This is a genomic window from Pseudomonas fluorescens Q2-87 (genome assembly GCF_000281895.1).
Taxonomy (GTDB): Bacteria; Pseudomonadota; Gammaproteobacteria; order Pseudomonadales; family Pseudomonadaceae; genus Aquipseudomonas; species Aquipseudomonas fluorescens_S.
Genome location: NZ_CM001558.1, coordinates 5,863,762 through 5,880,518, shown reverse-complemented (window position 1 = coordinate 5,880,518; position 16,757 = coordinate 5,863,762). Strand labels below are relative to the sequence as shown.

Sequence of the window (16,757 nt, the reverse complement as noted above, 5' to 3'; positions counted from 1 at the left end):
GGGCTACCGCCGGGACGTTTTGACGCAGCCAGTGTCCGAAACGTACCGGCAAGTCCCGATCAAACAGGAGTCACCCGATGGCCCGTATAACGGTTGAACGTGCCCATGGCCTGGGCAAGGAAGTGGCACGAGAGAAAGCCGACAAGCTGGCACAGAAGCTGTCCGACAGCTATGGCCTGGAGCCGCAGTGGGCGGGCGACACCTTGAAACTCAAGCGTTCCGGGGTCAAGGGCGAAGTGCACGTGGGCGAAGACTCGATCCGCGTCGATGTGGAACTGGGCCTGTTGATGTCAGCCATGAGCGGCACGATCAAGGCGGAAATCGAGAAGGCGCTGGATAAAGCGTTGGCCTGATTTATCGGAAGGGCGGCGAATGCAGAATTAAAGTTCACCACCAACCTCTGTGGGAGCGAGCTTGCTCGCGAAAGCGGTGGATCCGTCGACATCAATAGTGAGTGGTCCACCGCATTCGCGAGCAAGCCCGCTCCCACATGAAGTCTGTCACCCTCAGGATGTGTATCAGTTGTTAGGGTGCCCTTTCTAATTATTGTCACTACTTTGTGCCTGAGCCCGTCCATGTGCGGGCAGTTCCTCAAACCTGTCTTCCAGTGAGGTGCACCATGGCCAAAGTTATTCTGAAGAAAAAAACCGACGTTGAATCTTCCACGCTGGGCGACGTGAAAACGTACGCGCGCAAGATCTGGCTGGCTGGCCTGGGCGCCTACACCAAGGTCGGCCAGGAAGGCAGCGGGTATTTCCAGGAGTTGGTAAAAGCCGGCGAAGTTGTTGAAACCAAAGGTAAAAAGAAGATTGCCGGAAAACTTGAAGCGGCCAACAGCGAATTGATTGAAGCCAAGACCGATGTCAGTACTTTCAAGGCTCGGGTTGAAGTACAACTCGATAAGGTCGAGAAAGTATTTGATGCCCGTGTTGCAAGTGCCTTGAATCGTATCGGCATTCCGTCTAAACATGACGTTGAGACACTCTCTGCTAAGCTCGATGAGCTGACAGCATTGCTCGAACGTGTCGCGCGTAAACATTAAGGAGAACGGGATGGCTGGTAAAAAAATCACCGAAAAAGAAGGCAGCTCGTGGGCCGGGAAGATTGAAAAATATTCCCGCAAAATCTGGCTTGCCGGTTTAGGCGTGTACTCGAAGATCGACACTGACGGCAACAAGCTCTTCGAGTCCCTGGTAAAGGACGGCGAAAAAGCCGAAAAACTCACCAAGACAGCAGTTGGCAAACAAGTCGATGCCGCCAAGGGCTCTGCCGAGTCCGCCAAGTCGCGAATCGGCGGTGTGAAGGATCAGGCATTGGTCAAGTGGAGTGAACTGGAAGGGGCTTTCGACAAGCGCCTGAACAGTGCGATCTCTCGCCTGGGCGTGCCGAGCCGTAACGAAGTGAAGGCGCTGCACAGCAAGGTCGATACCCTGACCAAGCAAATCGAAAAGCTTACCGGGGCGAAAGTCGCACCGGTGGCCAGCAAGACTGCAGCGGCTAAACCGGCCACCAAGGCGGCCAAGCCATTGGTCAAGGCTGCGGCAAAAACCGTCGCCAAGCCCGCGGCAAAAGCGGCGGCCAAGCCAGCGGCTAAAACCGCAGCGGCCAAGCCTGCAGCCAAGGCAGCAGCCAAACCGGTAGCGGCCAAGCCAGCGGTCAAAGCAGCAGCCAAGCCTGCCGCCAAACCCGCTGCTAAAACCGCAGCGGCCAAACCGGCTGCTAAACCCGCCGCTAAGCCCGCCGCCAAACCTGCGGCAAAGGCAGCGGCCAAACCCGCCGCAGCGAAAAAGCCTGCCGTGAAAAAAGCGGCCGCACCGAAAACTGCCGCCCCCAAGGCGCCGACCGCGGCCGCCAAACCGGCTACTCCGACGAGCACAGCGAACTCCGCCTCGGCTCCGACCCCAGTGGCCACCCCGACTATCGCGCCGGCTCCATCGACGCCAAGCACCCAGTCCTGATACAGCAGGACACGCAAAAACGCCCGGCCTGTGAAGGTCAGGCGTTTTTGTTTGAGGGATATCTCAAGGCGTCACATATCCATGTGGGAGCGGGCTTGCTCGCGAATGCGGTGGGTCATTCAATAGTGATATTGACTGACCCACCGCATTCGCGAGCAAGCCCGCTCCCACAGGTCGTTATTCGTGTTCTTCCAGATACCGCAACGCCAACTGCTCGGTCGCCACCTTGGTCGCGGGCGGCAAATGCGGGGCCACCAGCATCATGACCTGATAGACCACCAGCCGAACCTCGCCTTCGCGACCGAGGATCCGTTGATAGTCCAGCGAGAACAGCAACGTCAGGGTGATCTGCTCCACCAACTGCCCCAGCGCCTGGGTGTCGCTGACCAGCATGCCCTGGGCCTTGAGCTGCGCCAGCAGTGAAGCGAGGGTTCGTTTCAGGGCATTGAGCAATTGGCGGATGCCCTTGGCCAGCTTCGGCAGGCGCCCGGCCAGGTTCGACAGGTCCTGGAACAGGAACCGGTATTGGGCCAGGCGTTCGACGATCAGGTGCAGGAACAGCCAGTAGTCTTCCGGCGCCAACTGCACGTTTGCGGGAGGGTCCAGCAGCGGTGCCAGTTCGGCCTGGAAACGCTCGAACAGGCCGAGGACCAGCGGCTCCTTGCCGTGAAAGTGGTAATAGAGGTTGCCAGGGCTGATCCCCATTTCATTGGCAACTTCCAGGGTGGAAACGTTCGGTTCGCCCTTTTCATTGAACAACTGCAGGGCACATACAAGGATGCGGTCGCGGGTTTTCATCCGGTCTTCTTAATGATCGAGTCGTGCCACGGCCAACAGCCTGACCGTGGAATGAGGTGTTCAGCGCACGCGAACATAGGTTCCGGGAGCGGCTTCCAGGGGCGGGTAATTCGCATTGCCCAGGGTCATCAGCGTTTCGTGCTGGGCGCCAGAGCGTGCCTGGATCCACTCCAGCCATTGGGTCCACCAACTGCCCTCGGTGTGCTTGGCGTCGTAGTACCAGGCGCGCGGGTCGCTGCTTAGCTTGGGGCTTTCGATGAAGTTGGCCTTGGGGTTGCCCGGCGGGTTGAGGATGCTCTGCACATGACCGCTGTTGGACAGCACGAAGCGTTTTTCGCCGCCCAGCAGCAGGGTCGAGCGATACACCGCGTCCCACGGCGTGATGTGGTCATTGATGCCGCCCACGCTGAAGCTGTCCACGGTCACTTTCTGCAGGTCGATTGGCGTGCCGCACACTTCCAGGCCGCCAGGATGGGTCAGCGGGTTGTGCTTGAAGAAGTCCAGCAGGTCGCCGTGATAGGCGGCTGGAAGCCGGGTGCAGTCGTTGTTCCAGTAAAGGATGTCGAAGGCCGGCGGCTCCTTGCCCAGCAGGTAGTTGTTGATGAAGTAAGTCCAGATCAGATCGTTGGGGCGCATCCAGGCGAATACCCGAGCCATGTCGCGACCATCGAGGACCCCTTTTTGATAGGAGCGGCGCTTGGCCGCTTCCAGGGTCTGTTCGTCGATGAACAGCGTCGCCGGGCTGTCGATCTGGCAGTCCAGCAGGCTCACCAGGTAGGTGGCGCTGGCGACCCGGCGCAACTGGCGCTTGGCTTGAAGATGGCCTTGCAGGGCGGCGATGGTCATGCCGCCGGCACAAGCGCCCATCAGGTTGACTTCCCGGGCGCCGGTGATCGCCCGGCAGACGTTCATGGCTTCTTCCGTGGCCTCGACGTAGCTGGACAAGCCCCATTCACGGTGGCGTACGTCAGGGTTGCGCCAGCTGATGATGAAAACCTGCAGGCCGTTTTTCAGGGCGTACTGGACGAAGCTGTTGGAGGGGCTCAGGTCGAAGATATAGAACTTGTTGATCTGCGGCGGCACGATCAGCAGTGGCTTGGCGTACTGCTTTTCGCTCATGGGCCGGTATTGGATCAGCTCGAGCAATTCGTTGCGAAACACCACGGCACCAGGTGTGGTCGCCAGGGTCTTGCCGACTTCAAAAGCGTGGGGGGTGATCTGCCGCGGCAGTCCATCGTTGTGCAGCAGGTCATCTACCAGGTGGCTGATGCCGCGAATCAGGCTGGTGCCGCCGGAGTTGAACAGCTCCTTGACGGCCAGCGGGTTGAGCAAGGTATTGGAGGGCGATACGGCATCGTTGAGCAGGGCGAAGACGAAGTGGGCGCGGGCTCGATCGTCCTCGCTCAGGGTGCTTTCGTCGATCCAGCTCCTGACCTGCTTCTGCCAGCTCAGGTACGCTTGCAGGCTGCGCCGGTAGAACGGGTTGAGCTGCCAGGTGGGATCGGCGAATCGCTGGTCGTTGGGGTTGGTGGGGTGCAGGGTTTCGCCCAGCAGCACCCGGCCCAGCTGTCCGCCCAGCTTCAACGCGTGCCGGGCACTGTGCACCGGGTTGCGCAAACCCTGTGCGACCACACTGTGCAGCGTCGACAGCAAGTCTCTCCCACGCAGGCCGGTAACCGCACTCTGGACATTGATGAAGCTGGCAGGGGCGGAAATGGAACCCTTCGCCGGTTTGTCGCGCATGAGTCAACTCCTTCGTCATCAGGCTAAAAACAAACACACCGAACCAGACAACATAGTCGCTGTTTCGGGTCGCTGCGCGATCCGGCGTCCTGCCAGGCGCTAACGGGCGGTGTCAGCCGCCACCCAGCGGCGAAGGATGCGGGTGCATCACGGCGCGCTGACGTTCTTCCTCGAGGAATTTCATGATGATCGGTGCCACGGCCTCGGCCCGAGTGATCAGGAACAAATGGCCGTCATCGATGATGTGCAGTTGGGCATTGGGGATGCGCCAGGCCAGCATGCGCATGTTGATCAGCGGGATCAGCGGGTCGTCGTCGCCAGCCAGCACCAGGGTCGGCTGGTGGATCTTGTGCAGCCAATGGATGCTGGTCCAGCCCAGGCCGGCGAACAACTGCCAGTAGTAACCGAGCTTGCCCGCCGAACGAACCTTGGCCGCATGGCTGGCCGCCAGGCTTGGATCGCGACGGAACGAGCCGCCATAGATCAGCGGGGCGATGCGCATCACGTGGGACGGCTGGACGTAGCGCCGGGGGCTGGCCATCATCCACAACACTTTCGGCTTGCCCGGCACCATCACCGCGCCGGCGGCAGTGGCGGCCAGCACCAGCTTCTTGCAGCGCTCCGGATAGTCGTAGGCGAACTGCTGGGCCAGCGCGCCGCCCCAGGACACGCCGATGACATTGACCTGCCCGTAGTCGAGGTAATCGAGCATCCGCGCGGTGAGTTTCGCCAGGCCGGGAAAACGATACGGCCGGTTGGGCGTCGATGAACCGCCGACACCGGGCACATCGAAGGCGATGACTTCCAGGTCCGGATCCAGCGCCTGGATGAACGGGAAGACCAGTTCCAGGTTGGCGCCGATGCCGTTGAAAATCAGCAGGGGCGTCAAGTGAGGCTTGCCGGGACGTACCGCGGTGCGCAAGGTCTGGCCATCCAGATCGACGGTACGAAAAATGTACGGTTGCGGCATGCTTCAAGCCCTGTGGGTCATGTCTCGGGTGTGTTCGGTCTGTCGGACCGAGTCGCGACCTTCGCGAGCAAGCCCGCTCCCACACTTGATCGGTTGCGAACTCCAAACACATGTTCGCAGCAAAACCAATGTGGGAGCGGGCTTGCTCGCGAAGACGGCCTTGCATTCAAAAATAAATGTCGGCTGGCGGGATGTATTCGTGAGCAAGCCCATCCCCGCAGCAGACGAGTTGCATCCGTTACCGCTCATGCACATAAGTGCCCGGCGCCGCTTCACCCGCCGGATACGCCTTGTTGCCCAATACCGTAGGGGCTTTCTTGAGTTTGCCCGAGCGCTCGGCTTGCCAGGCCTGCCAGTGCAGCCACCATGAATCGGTGTGCTTGGTGGAGTTTTCCTGCCAGTCCTCGGCCTTGGCCGGCATGTCATCGCTGGTCATATAGCGTGACTTGGGGTTGCCCGGCGGGTTGAGGATGCTCTGGATGTGACCGCTGCTCGACAGCACGAACTCCACTTTTCCGCCGAACAGCTGCGCCGACTTGTAGCAGGACTTCCATGGAGTGATGTGGTCGTTGGTACCGGCCAGGGAAAAGATATCGGCGGTGACCTGCTTGAGGTCGATCGGCGTGCCGCACACTTCCAGTGCATTGGGCCGGATCAATGGGTTGTTCTTGAACATTTCGATGAGGTCGCCGTGGAACGCCGCCGGCAGCCTTGTGGTGTCGTTGTTCCAGAACAGGATGTCGAACACCGGCGGCTCGTTACCCAGCAGGTAATTATTGACCCAGTAGTTCCAGATCAGGTCGTTGGGGCGCATCCAGGCGAAGACCTTGGCCATGTCCCGGCCTTCGAGCACGCCGGCCTGGTAGGAATGGCGCTTGGCCGCTTCCAGGGTCTGCTCATCGACGAACAGCGCCACGTCGGTATCCAAGGTGGTATCGAGTACGCTCACCAGCAAGGTCAGGGCATTGACCTTTTTTTCGCCGAGGGCGGCGTAGTGGCCCAGCAGCGCAGTGCAGGTGATGCCACCCGAGCAGGCGCCGAGCATGTTCACGTCCTTGCTGCCCGTGATGGCGGTGACCACGTCCACCGCTTCCTTGAGCGCCTCGATGTAGGTCGACAGGCCCCATTCGCGCTGTTCCTTGGTGGGGTTGCGCCAACTGACGATGAACGTCTGCACGTTGCTGCGCAGGCAGAAGCGCGCCAGGCTCTTGTCGGGGCTCAGGTCGAACACGTAGAACTTGTTGATCTGTGGCGGCACCACCAGCAACGGCCGCTCGTGGACCTGTTCGGTGATGGGCCGATACTGGATCAGCTCCAGCACATCGTTGCGAAACACCACGGCGCCTTCGGTCACGCCCAGGCTCTTGCCGACTTCGAATGCGCCCATGTTGACCTGGCTCGGCATCCCGCCGTTGTGCACCAGGTCCTTGGCCAAGTGAGACAGGCCGTCCAGTAGGCTTTTGCCGCCGGTTTCGAAGAAGCGCTTGACCGCTGCCGGGTTGGCCGCCGAGTTCGTCGGGGCCATGGCTTCGGTCATCAGGTTGATCACGAAGTGCCCGCGGCTGATGTCCTGGGGCGAAAGGCTGCTGTCATCGATCCAGGCATGCAGCTCCTTGCGCCACGCCAGGTAGGTTTGCAGGTAGCGCTTGTAGAGTGGGTTCTGGCTCCACGCCGGGTCGGCGAAGCGGCGGTCATCGCTGGCCGGTTGCAGCTCGGATCTGCCAAACAGCACGTTCTTGAGTTCGATGCCGAAATGGGTGACGTGCTTGACGCTGTGCAGCGGTTGCTTGATGGCCTGGGTCAGCACCATACGGGCTGAAGCCAGCAGGTCTTTCCTGCGCAAGCCGACGACAGGATTCAACCCCAAGGTGTTTTCCGAGGCCTGGTACTTCAGGTCATCGTTGTTCTTGTTGCTCATCTACGACGCTCCATTGTCCTTCAGACGAGTACCCGGACCGTGCCGTAAAGCCCACAGCCAATACCGGATACGCTGCTCGGGTGACCATTAATTCCGCATCGAGGGCCAATGAGGAAACGTGTGCCAGAACTCGCCGGTTCCTTTGCAGGGACCTTGCCAGCTCCATTGGTTACCCGAGTTTGATTTATTTCGCAAGCAGGCCAGTCATTGACGTTGCTGCGCGGGCATTCAAGCAGATGAGTCTAGAAAATTCGCCCTAAAGCGCCAGCCCTTGAGTTAGAGCATCAGTTTGACGACGGACTGGTCCGGGTCGCGGGTTTTTCCGGCGGCCTTGAGTTCGGCGAGATAATCGTTCCACAGGTCTTGCTGGCGCACGGCCAATTGATAGAGGTAATCCCAAGTGAACAGTCCGCTGTCATGACCGTCGTCGAAGGTCAATTTCAGTGCGTACTGGCCGGCGGGTTCAACCTTGCTCAGGCCGACGTTGAGCTTGCCATATTGAAGGATGGGCTTGCCGTGACCCTGGACTTCGGCGGAAGGCGAATGCACCCGCAGGAATTCGGCGGGCAGGTGGTACTCCTCGTCTGGCGCGTATTTGAGCGTCAGGGTCTTGGAGGCTTTGTGCAGGTTGATGGCGGTGGGGAGTTTGGTCATGGCTTTGGATCCGTATATGAAGGGAGCCTTGATCTATTAAACGACACCGACAGATGTGGGAGCGGGCTTGCTCGCGAATGCGGCGTGTCAGTCACTGCAATATTGACTGATACATCGCATTCGCGAGCAAGCCCGCTCCCACAGGTCCGCGTTCGCCTGTAATGCTGGGTTACAGGATATAGCGCGACAGGTCCTCGTTCTGCGCCAACTCACCCAGGTGGCTGTTGACGTACTCGGCGTCGATGCGGATCGGCGCTTCGTCGTGGGCGCTGGCCAGGTCGCCGGCGCTGAACGACACTTCCTCAAGCAGGCGTTCGAGCAGCGTGTGCAGACGACGGGCACCGATGTTTTCGGTCTTCTCGTTGACCTGCCAGGCAATCTGCGCCACGCGCTTGATGCCTTCTGGCGTGAACTCGATGTTCAGGCCTTCGGTCTTGAGCAGTGCGCAGTACTGTTCGGTCAGCGACGCATGGGGTTCGCTCAGGATGCGTTCGAAGTCTTCCGGCGTCAGGGCCTTGAGCTCGACACGGATCGGCAGGCGGCCTTGCAGTTCCGGCACCAGGTCGCTTGGCTTGCTCAGGTGGAACGCGCCGGAGGCGATGAACAGGATATGGTCGGTCTTGACCATGCCCAGCTTGGTGTTGACCGTGCAGCCTTCGATCAGCGGCAGCAGGTCGCGTTGCACGCCTTCGCGGGACACGTCGGCGCCGCCGACATTGCCGCGCTTGGCGACCTTGTCGATTTCATCGATGAACACGATGCCATGCTGCTCGACCGCTTCCAGGGCCTTGGCCTTCAATTCTTCTTCGTTGACCAGGCGGCTGGCTTCTTCATCGCGCACCAGTTTCAGCGCTTCCTTGACCTTGAGCTTGCGGCTTTTTTTCTTGCCCTTGCCCATGTTGGCGAACAGGCTCTGCAACTGATTGGTCATCTCCTCCATGCCCGGCGGCGCGGAAATGTCGACGCCGGCCATCTCGGTCACTTCGATCTCGATTTCCTTGTCGTCCAGCTGACCTTCACGCAGGCGCTTGCGGAACAGCTGGCGAGTGTTGGAATCCTGCGTCGCGGCGGCGTCGGCGTTGAAGCCCATGCGCGCCGGCGGCAGCAGGGCGTCGAGGATGCGTTCCTCGGCGGCGTCTTCTGCACGATGACGGACTTTGGTGATTTCCTGCTCGCGCAGCAGTTTGATGGCGGCATCGGCCAAGTCACGAATGATCGACTCGACGTCGCGACCGACGTAGCCAACTTCGGTGAACTTGGTGGCTTCGACCTTGATGAACGGCGCATTGGCGAGCTTGGCCAGGCGACGGGCGATCTCGGTTTTACCGACACCGGTCGGGCCGATCATCAGGATGTTCTTGGGCGTCACTTCGACGCGCAGCTCTTCAGGCAGCTGCATCCGGCGCCAGCGATTACGCAGGGCAATGGCGACGGCGCGCTTGGCATCGTCCTGGCCGATGATATGACGGTTGAGTTCGTGGACGATTTCGCGGGGAGTCATGGACATAATAATTGGCGGTTCTCGAGCGGGAATGAGCCGTGGCGCAGGTGGCCGGCTTACTCCGCGAGATCCTGCTCCTCAATGGTCTGGGTGTGGTTGGTGAAGACGCAGATGTCGCCGGCAATGCCCAAGGCTGTCTCGACGATTTCGCGGGCCGACAGGTCAGTCTTTTTCAACAGGGCGCTGGCCGCAGCCTGGGCGTAGGCACCGCCGGAACCCATGGCGATCAGGCCGTCTTCTGGCTCGACGACATCACCGTTGCCAGTGATGATCAGGGAGGCGTCCTTGTTGGCGACCGCGAGCATGGCTTCGAGGCGGCTCAATGAACGATCGGTGCGCCATTCCTTGGCCAGCTCAACGGCGGCGCGGACCAAGTGACCCTGGTGTTTTTCCAGCTGGCCTTCGAAACGCTCGAACAGGGTGAAGGCGTCGGCAGTGGCCCCGGCGAAACCGGCGATGACCTGGCCGTGGTACAGGCGACGGACTTTTTTCGCGTTGCCTTTCATCACGGTGTTGCCCAGTGAAACCTGGCCGTCGCCGCCCATGACGACTTTGCCATGACGGCGGACTGAAACGATGGTGGTCAAGGGAGAGTCTCCACGCAGCGGGGCGAAAATGCCCGGATGGAACTCATATGGGGGTGGCGTGGGGTTTTTCAACTGCCGGGTGGGAGAGGGGACGAGTGGTGCCCCGGGGTTGTCGATCAAGTTTGTGGCAAAGGCATTCACTGTGGCGAGGGAGCTTGCTCCCGCTGGAGCGCGTAGCGGTCCCAAGCTTTTGGGGCTGCTGCGCAGCCCAGCGGGAGCAAGCTCCCTCGCCACAAAAGCCCACAGCCACAGGTGTCCTTGGCGAAATCAGCGGCTCTGGCGTTGTTGTAACAACAGGTTGCTGAAGCCGCTGCCGGCCAGTTGTTTCTGGGCCTTGGTCAGCTCCTCGCGGTTACTGAACGGCCCCACCAATACCCGATACCAGGTTTCGTCCTTCACGGTCCCTGACTCCACCGACACCGACTGGCCCAGCAGAATGATCTGCGCCCGGACCTTGTCGGCATCAGCTTCCTTGCGGAACGAGCCGGCCTGCAAGAAGAACTTGGTCACCGGCGCGGCTTTCTGAACTGGCGGAGCCGGTGGCGGCGTGATGCCGGCCAGCGCCGCCTGGGCGCGGGCGGTGTCGATTTTTGCCGCTTCGGCTGGCGTCACCGGCGTGGTGGGCACTTGCGGGGTCGGCAGGGTTTTTTCCGGCACCGCATCGGGTGGCACGATGACTTCCGATTCCGGCAGCAAGGTATAGAAGTCGTACTTCGGCTTCACCGGTTGCGTCGGGCTCGGCGGAGTCTTGTTCGCCTCGGCGATGCGCGTGGCTTTCTGTTGCTCTTGCCGGACACGCTTGACGTCATCGCCCTGGCCCGGGTCGAGCTTCATCAGGAACACAATGAATGCGCCGACGGTCAGGCCGATGGCCATCCACAACCAGCCCGGAATCGGCTTCTTGGCCGGGGCCTGGTAACGACTGGCGCCGCGTTTGGGTGCAGGTTTTTTCTTGGCGGCCAACTTACATGCGCTCCAGGGTTTCCAGGCCCAGCAATTCCAGGCCTTGCTTGAGCGTACGCCCGGTCAGCGCGGCGAGGCGCAGGCGGCTCTGTATTTGCGCTGGGGTATCGGCGCTGAGGATCGGGCAGTTCTCATAGAAGCTGGAGAACAGGCCGGCGACATCGTACAGGTAAGCGCACAAGGTGTGCGGGGTGCCTTTGTCGGCGACGTTGTTCAGCACTTCGCCAAACTGCGCCAGTTTCGCCGCCAGCTCCTGCTCGTGGGCCGCCTCAAGCACGATCTGGCCGTCCACTTCGTCGAAGCGCTTGCCGAGCTTGCGGAACACCCCGGCTACGCGGGTGTAGGCGTACAGCAGGTACGGCGCGGTGTTGCCTTCGAAATTGAGCATCAGGTCGAAGTTGAAGCTGTAGTCGCTGGTGCGGTGCTTGGACAGGTCGGCGTATTTCACCGCGTCGATGCCCACCACCTTGGCGATCTTGCGCAATTCGTCTTCGGCCAGGTCCGGGTTCTTGCCCTTGACCAGGGTATAGGCGCGGTCCTGGGCTTCGGTCAGCAGGTCGATCAGCTTCACCGTGCCGCCGTCGCGGGTCTTGAACGGGCGGCCGTCGGCGCCGTTCATGGTGCCGAAGCCCATGTGCTCCATCTCCATCGGATGGGTCACGAAACCGGCCAGGCGCGCCACTTCGAACACTTGCTGGAAATGCAGGGCCTGACGCTGGTCGACGAAATACAGCACTCGATCGGCCTTGAGCACGCCGTTGCGGTAGCGCACGGCCGCCAGGTCGGTGGTGGCGTAGAGGTAGCCGCCGTCGGCCTTGACGATGATCACTGGCAGCGGCTCGCCATCGGCGGTCTTGAACTGATCGAGGAACACGCACTGGGCGCCGTTGCTCTCCACCAGCATGCCCTTGGCCTTGAGGTCGTTGACCACGTTGACCAAGTCATCGTTGTAGGCGCTCTCACCCATCACGTCAGCCATGGTCAGCTTGACGTTCAGCAGTTCATAGATTTTCTGGCAATGGGACAGGGAGATGTCCTTGAATTTGGTCCACAACGCCAGGCACTCGGCATCGCCGGCCTGCAGCTTGACCACCAGGCCACGGGCGCGGTCGGCGAACTCGGGCGACTCATCGAAGCGCTGCTTGGCGGCGCGGTAGAAGTTCTCCAGGTCCGACAGCTCGTCGCTGGTGATCGGGTTTTCCTGCAGATAGGCCATCAGCATGCCGAACTGGGTGCCCCAGTCGCCGACGTGGTTCTGGCGGATTACGGTGTCGCCGAGAAACTCGAGTACCCGGGCCACGCCGTCGCCAATGATGGTCGAGCGCAAATGGCCGACGTGCATTTCCTTGGCGAGGTTGGGCGCCGAAAGGTCGACCACGGTGCGTTGTAACGGACCGGCCTTGCGCACGCCGATGCGTTCATCGGCCAGGGCTGCGTCCAGGCGCGAGGCCAGGGCCTGGGTGTTCTGGAAGAAGTTGATGAAACCAGGGCCGGCAATGTCAGCCTTGCTGACGTTTTCGTCGGCGGGCAGGGCGGCGATGATTTTTTCCGCCAGGTCCCGCGGTTTCATGCCGGCCGGTTTGGCGAGCATCATCGCGATGTTGCTGGCGAAGTCGCCGTGGGTCTTGTCGCGGGTGTTTTCGACCTGAATCGCCGGCGACAGGCCTTCTGGCAGCACACCTTCGGTGACGAGTTGGGCGATGGCTTGCTGGATGAGCTGGCGAATGGTGTCTTTCATGGTCATCTCTTTCAACCGCAGGCGCGGCGGCGCTTCGATGCGCTGGTGGAAAAACTGGGCATTATCCGTGGCCCAGACGAGCTTGCCAACTGTAGCGGGTCGGTTGGAGTCTTAATGTTGCAGAATGCTTTTCAATTCCCTGTGGGGGCGGGCTTGCTCGCGAAAGCGGCGTGTCAGTCGACACACGTATTGATGGTTCCATCGCATTCGCGGGCAAGCCCGCTCCCACAAGGGTATCGGTAGCGGCTATATGAGCAGCGCCAAATCAATACAAATCCACCGGATCCACATCCAGCGACCAGCGCACTGCGCGCCCGCTGGGCATCTGTTCCAGCACCAGCAGCCAGGCACTCAACAGCCGATGCAACGGCGCTCGGGCATTGGCCTGCAATAGAAGCTGCGCCCGGTAACGCCCGGCCCGCCGCTCCATTGGTGCGGGCACCGGGCCGAGCAGTTCGATGCCGGTGAGGTGCTGCTCGGCCAGCAAGCGCTCCGCCTCGCTGCAGGCTTCGTCGAGGAAGCTCTCGGCCTGGCCGGGTTTATGGGCTTCGGCGCGCAACAATGCCAGGTGGGCAAACGGCGGCAGGCCGGCGCTGCGGCGCTCGCTCAAGGCCTGTTCGGCAAACGCGAAGTAGCCTTGCTCGGTCAGCTGTATCAGCAGCGGATGGTCGGCCAGGTGTGTCTGGATGATCACCTTGCCCGGCTCCTCGGCCCGTCCGGCGCGGCCCGCGACCTGGACGATCAACTGCGCCATGCGCTCGCTGGCGCGGAAATCGCCGGAAAACAGCCCGCCGTCGGCATCCAGGATCGACACCAGCGTGACCCGGGGAAAGTGATGGCCCTTGGCGAGCATTTGCGTGCCTACAAGGATGCACGGCTGGCCCTTCTGGATCGTCGCGAACAGCTGGTTCATCGCGTCCTTGCGCGAGGTGCTGTCGCGATCCACCCGCAGCACCGGGTAATCCGGGAACAGGATGCCCAGCCGCTCTTCGGCGCGTTCAGTACCGGCACCGACCGGGCGCAAGTCCACTTTGCCGCACTGCGGGCAATGCCTCGGTACCCGTTCGGCGTGGCCGCAATGGTGGCAGCGCAGCTCGCCGTGGCGTTGGTGCACGGTCATCCGTGCGTCGCAGCGCTCGCAGCCGGACATCCAACCGCAGTCGTGACACAGCAGGGTCGGGGCGAAGCCTCGGCGATTGAGAAACACCAGGACCTGCTGGCCGGCCGCCAGGGTCTGGCCGATGGCTTGCTGCATCGGCCCGGAAATACCGCTGTCCAGCGGGCGGCTTTTCACATCCAGGCGCAGGAACCGCGGCTGCTTGGCGCCGCCGGCCCGCTCGTTCAGGCGCAGCAAGCCGTAGCGCCCGGTGTAGGCGTTGTGCAGGCTTTCCAGGGACGGCGTGGCCGAGCCGAGCACGATCGGGATGTTTTCCTGGCGAGCGCGCACCAGCGCCAGGTCGCGGGCGTGGTAGCGCAGGCCTTCCTGCTGTTTATAGGAACCGTCGTGTTCTTCGTCGATGATGATCAGGCCGGGGTTCTTCATCGGCGTGAACAGGGCCGAGCGAGTGCCAATGATGATATCAGCCTCGCCGTCCCGGGCGGCAAGCCAGGCTTCCAGGCGTTCGCGGTCGTTGACCGCCGAGTGCACCAGGGCAATCCGGGCGTTGAAGCGCTGTTCGAAGCGCGCCAGGGTTTGTGGGCCCAGGTTGATTTCCGGAATCAGCACCAGGGCCTGCTTGCCGGCTTCCAGGGTCTGGCGGATGAGTTGCAGATAAACTTCGGTCTTGCCGCTGCCGGTGACGCCCGCCAGCAGGAACGCATGATAGCTGTCGAAACCGGCACGAATGGCTTCGCAAGCGGCCCGCTGTTCAGCATTGAGTGGCAGTTCCGGCTGGGCCAGCCAATGTTCATGGCGAATGCCTGGGGCATGCCGGCGGACCTCCACCTGAACCAGCTCCTTGGCCAGCAGGAGATCGAGGCTGTCCTTGCTCAGCATCAGCTTGCTCAGCAGTTGATGGGCAACGCCGTGGGGATGCTGCGCCAGGGTCGCCAGGGCTTCGCGCTGGCGTGGAGCGCGGGCGATGCGCGGATCGTCCAGCGAAGCCCCGGGGGTCACGGACCAGAATCGCTCCTGGCGCGCCTCGGCCGGTTCGCCCTGGCGCAGCAGCACCGGCAGCGCCCAGCTCAAGGTGTCGCCGAGGCTGTGCTGATAATACTGGGAGGTCCACAGGCAGAGCTTGAACAGCGACGCCGGCAGCGGCGGCGTGGCATCGAGCAGGGCCAGGGCCGGCTTGAGCTTGTCGGCCGGCACCTCGCTGTGGTCGGTGACTTCCACCAGGATCCCGATCATCTCCCGCCGGCCAAATGGCACCCGCAGGCGCATGCCTGGCTGCAACTGGGCGCGCAGGATCCCGGCCGGGGCGCGGTAGTCGAACAGGCGGCGCAGGGGCGATGGCAGGGCGAGGCGCAGGATGGCGTTGGGCACGCGGGGAATCTCGGTAACAGACACGTTCTAAGGCTGGGCACGATTCTCGTGGGAGCGGGCTTGCTCGCGAAGACGGCGGCACAGTCACAATCAGCCCAAACTGACCGACCGCCTTCGCGAGCAAGCCCGCTCCCACGCAGGACGGGTGCTTGAGGGCGCGAGCCTAGCAGACGGTTGGTATAAGCGACAGCTTGCGCGAATGACGATGTCTGGTAGAATCCGCGGCCTAATTACGTGCGGTATTCAACAATAGTGTTGGGTGGCGGCACGCTAGCCTGAGGAAAACAGCATGAAAACCGATATCCATCCGGACTACCCAGTAATTGCCGTGACTTGCAGCTGCGGCAACAAGTTCGAAACGCGTTCGACCTACGGCAAAGCCCTGGCGATCGACGTTTGCAACGAATGCCACCCGTTCTACACCGGTAAGCAAAAGACTCTGGATACCGGCGGCCGCGTTCAGAAGTTCGCCGATCGTTTCGGTGCTTTCGGCAAAGTTACTCCAAAAGCCTGAGGCTAATCATTTTGGATGCTCGTCTCGACGGCTCCAGACTGATAAAGAAGGCGTCCCTTGCGGGCGCCTTTTTTGTGTCCGCGATTTGGCTCACGGGAGCCCAGGCCTTTTGTCCCGCGCCGGCGAACCTTTCCCAGGTGACGGTCAGGCGCGTGGTGGATGGCGATACCCTGCGCCTGGCCGATGGCCGCAGCGTGCGCATGATTGGCCTCAACAGCCCCGAGCTGGGCCGACAAGGGCGCTCCGACGAACCTTTCGCGGTTGCGGCTCGCCGGCGCCTTGAAGCGCTGATCGCCGGCAGTGCTGGGCGCGTGGGTTTGCTGGTGGGCAAGGAAGGCAAGGATCGCTACGGCCGCACGCTGGCCCATGTCTATGGCGCCGACGGTAAAAATGTCGAAGCGCAATTGCTCGCCGAGGGCCTGGGTTTTCATGTGGCTGTGGCGCCAAATGTCGATTTGGTGGCCTGCCAGCGCGCCGCCGAACGTCAGGCGCGTGATGCGGGCCTGGGGTTGTGGAAGCGCTCGCCTGTGCGCAAGGCAGGGCAAATCAACGCGCCGGGCTTCGCCGTGCTCAGTGGTCGGGTGAGCGAAATCAGGCGTAATCGCGGCGGCGTTTGGCTCCAATTGCAGGATTCGGTTGTATTGCGTATTGCCCCTGGTCTGGTGGGTCGCTTTGACAGGGCATCGCTTGAAGGGCTAAAGGGCAAGCGGATTGAGGCGCGTGGCTGGGTCATCGATCGTTCGCGGCGTGACGGACTCAAGCAAGGACAGGCGCGCTGGCTCTTGCCGTTGACCGACCCGACCATGTTGGGTCTGGCGCAGGAATAAAAAATTGTAGACATTTTTTGTTTGGATTGTATGCATGCAGCCCTTGTGTTTCGCGGCCCTTGGTCCAAAGTCGTAGGGCAGGGCGCTTGACAGCGGTGACT

General features: G+C 61.6%; 15 protein-coding genes. 5 read left to right on the top strand and 10 right to left on the bottom strand.

The features are described 5' to 3' along the window. Nucleotides 1-77 precede the first annotated feature (77 nt). The 3 genes from PFLQ2_RS01965 to PFLQ2_RS01975 all read left to right on the top strand — a co-directional run bounded on the left by PFLQ2_RS01965 (nt 78) and on the right by PFLQ2_RS01975 (nt 1,958). The gene (locus PFLQ2_RS01965) at nt 78-353 is read left to right on the top strand and encodes a polyhydroxyalkanoic acid system family protein (RefSeq protein ID WP_003186659.1); all 276 of its coding nucleotides are present in this window, start codon (nt 78-80) and stop codon (nt 351-353) included. A gap of 266 nt (nt 354-619) precedes the next feature. Continuing rightward, nucleotides 620-1,042, top strand: coding sequence for a phasin family protein (locus PFLQ2_RS01970; protein ID WP_003186656.1), 423 nt, complete (start codon nt 620-622; stop codon nt 1,040-1,042). A gap of 10 nt (nt 1,043-1,052) precedes the next feature. Next, the gene (locus tag PFLQ2_RS01975; RefSeq protein ID WP_003186654.1) at nt 1,053-1,958 is read left to right on the top strand and encodes a phasin family protein; all 906 of its coding nucleotides are present in this window, start codon (nt 1,053-1,055) and stop codon (nt 1,956-1,958) included. 177 nt (nt 1,959-2,135) lie between these two features. Here PFLQ2_RS01975 and PFLQ2_RS01980 read toward each other — a convergent pair whose 3' ends face one another. The 10 genes from PFLQ2_RS01980 to PFLQ2_RS02025 form a co-directional block, all read right to left on the bottom strand. Next, nucleotides 2,136-2,756, bottom strand: coding sequence for a TetR/AcrR family transcriptional regulator (locus PFLQ2_RS01980; RefSeq protein ID WP_003186652.1), 621 nt, complete (start codon nt 2,754-2,756; stop codon nt 2,136-2,138). Nucleotides 2,757-2,816: 60 nt separating this feature from the next. Further along, on the bottom strand, nt 2,817-4,499 hold the full coding sequence (gene phaC, locus PFLQ2_RS01985) for a class II poly(R)-hydroxyalkanoic acid synthase (protein WP_003186650.1): 1,683 nt from the start codon (nt 4,497-4,499) through the stop codon (nt 2,817-2,819). 112 nt (nt 4,500-4,611) lie between these two features. Continuing rightward, complete coding sequence (gene phaZ, locus PFLQ2_RS01990) at nt 4,612-5,469, bottom strand: poly(3-hydroxyalkanoate) depolymerase (protein ID WP_003186648.1); 858 nt, start codon at nt 5,467-5,469, stop codon at nt 4,612-4,614. A gap of 238 nt (nt 5,470-5,707) precedes the next feature. Continuing rightward, the gene (phaC, locus tag PFLQ2_RS01995; RefSeq protein ID WP_003186646.1) at nt 5,708-7,387 is read right to left on the bottom strand and encodes a class II poly(R)-hydroxyalkanoic acid synthase; all 1,680 of its coding nucleotides are present in this window, start codon (nt 7,385-7,387) and stop codon (nt 5,708-5,710) included. A gap of 276 nt (nt 7,388-7,663) precedes the next feature. Then, a complete protein-coding gene (locus PFLQ2_RS02000) occupies nt 7,664-8,041 on the bottom strand; it encodes a gamma-butyrobetaine hydroxylase-like domain-containing protein (RefSeq protein ID WP_003186644.1) in 378 nt (125 codons plus the stop codon). Nucleotides 8,042-8,210: 169 nt separating this feature from the next. After that, nucleotides 8,211-9,548 carry an ATP-dependent protease ATPase subunit HslU gene (gene hslU / locus PFLQ2_RS02005; RefSeq protein ID WP_003186642.1) on the bottom strand — a complete coding sequence of 446 codons (1,338 nt, stop codon included), beginning with the start codon at nt 9,546-9,548 and terminating at the stop codon, nt 8,211-8,213. A 50-nt stretch (nt 9,549-9,598) separates the two neighbouring features. Next, on the bottom strand, nt 9,599-10,129 hold the full coding sequence (hslV, locus tag PFLQ2_RS02010; protein ID WP_003186641.1) for an ATP-dependent protease subunit HslV: 531 nt from the start codon (nt 10,127-10,129) through the stop codon (nt 9,599-9,601). Between the two features lie 267 nt (nt 10,130-10,396). Then, entirely contained in the window at nt 10,397-11,092 is a 696-nt protein-coding gene (locus tag PFLQ2_RS02015) for an SPOR domain-containing protein (protein WP_003186635.1), read from the bottom strand. A 1-nt stretch (nt 11,093) separates the two neighbouring features. After that, complete coding sequence (gene argS, locus PFLQ2_RS02020; RefSeq protein ID WP_003186633.1) at nt 11,094-12,830, bottom strand: arginine--tRNA ligase; 1,737 nt, start codon at nt 12,828-12,830, stop codon at nt 11,094-11,096. A gap of 265 nt (nt 12,831-13,095) precedes the next feature. After that, the gene (locus PFLQ2_RS02025) at nt 13,096-15,315 is read right to left on the bottom strand and encodes a primosomal protein N' (RefSeq protein WP_003186631.1); all 2,220 of its coding nucleotides are present in this window, start codon (nt 15,313-15,315) and stop codon (nt 13,096-13,098) included. A gap of 289 nt (nt 15,316-15,604) precedes the next feature. Here PFLQ2_RS02025 and rpmE point away from each other — a divergent pair, with 289 nt between their 5' ends. Together rpmE and PFLQ2_RS02035 are read left to right on the top strand one after the other, a co-directional pair. Continuing rightward, the gene (gene rpmE, locus PFLQ2_RS02030; RefSeq protein WP_003186629.1) at nt 15,605-15,829 is read left to right on the top strand and encodes a 50S ribosomal protein L31; all 225 of its coding nucleotides are present in this window, start codon (nt 15,605-15,607) and stop codon (nt 15,827-15,829) included. A gap of 11 nt (nt 15,830-15,840) precedes the next feature. Next, entirely contained in the window at nt 15,841-16,656 is an 816-nt protein-coding gene (locus PFLQ2_RS02035) for a thermonuclease family protein (protein ID WP_003186627.1), read from the top strand. Nucleotides 16,657-16,757 lie beyond the last annotated feature (101 nt).

Coding starts and splice junctions, on each gene's coding strand:
- argS (WP_003186633.1), bottom strand. CDS start 12,830: ATGAAAGACACCATTCGCCAGCTCATCCAGCAAGCCATCGCCCAACTC.
- phaZ (WP_003186648.1), bottom strand. CDS start 5,469: ATGCCGCAACCGTACATTTTTCGTACCGTCGATCTGGATGGCCAGACC.
- PFLQ2_RS01970 (WP_003186656.1), top strand. CDS start 620: ATGGCCAAAGTTATTCTGAAGAAAAAAACCGACGTTGAATCTTCCACG.
- PFLQ2_RS01965 (WP_003186659.1), top strand. CDS start 78: ATGGCCCGTATAACGGTTGAACGTGCCCATGGCCTGGGCAAGGAAGTG.
- PFLQ2_RS02000 (WP_003186644.1), bottom strand. CDS start 8,041: ATGACCAAACTCCCCACCGCCATCAACCTGCACAAAGCCTCCAAGACC.
- phaC (WP_003186650.1), bottom strand. CDS start 4,499: ATGCGCGACAAACCGGCGAAGGGTTCCATTTCCGCCCCTGCCAGCTTC.
- phaC (WP_003186646.1), bottom strand. CDS start 7,387: ATGAGCAACAAGAACAACGATGACCTGAAGTACCAGGCCTCGGAAAAC.
- hslU (WP_003186642.1), bottom strand. CDS start 9,548: ATGTCCATGACTCCCCGCGAAATCGTCCACGAACTCAACCGTCATATC.
- PFLQ2_RS01975 (WP_003186654.1), top strand. CDS start 1,053: ATGGCTGGTAAAAAAATCACCGAAAAAGAAGGCAGCTCGTGGGCCGGG.
- rpmE (WP_003186629.1), top strand. CDS start 15,605: ATGAAAACCGATATCCATCCGGACTACCCAGTAATTGCCGTGACTTGC.
- PFLQ2_RS01980 (WP_003186652.1), bottom strand. CDS start 2,756: ATGAAAACCCGCGACCGCATCCTTGTATGTGCCCTGCAGTTGTTCAAT.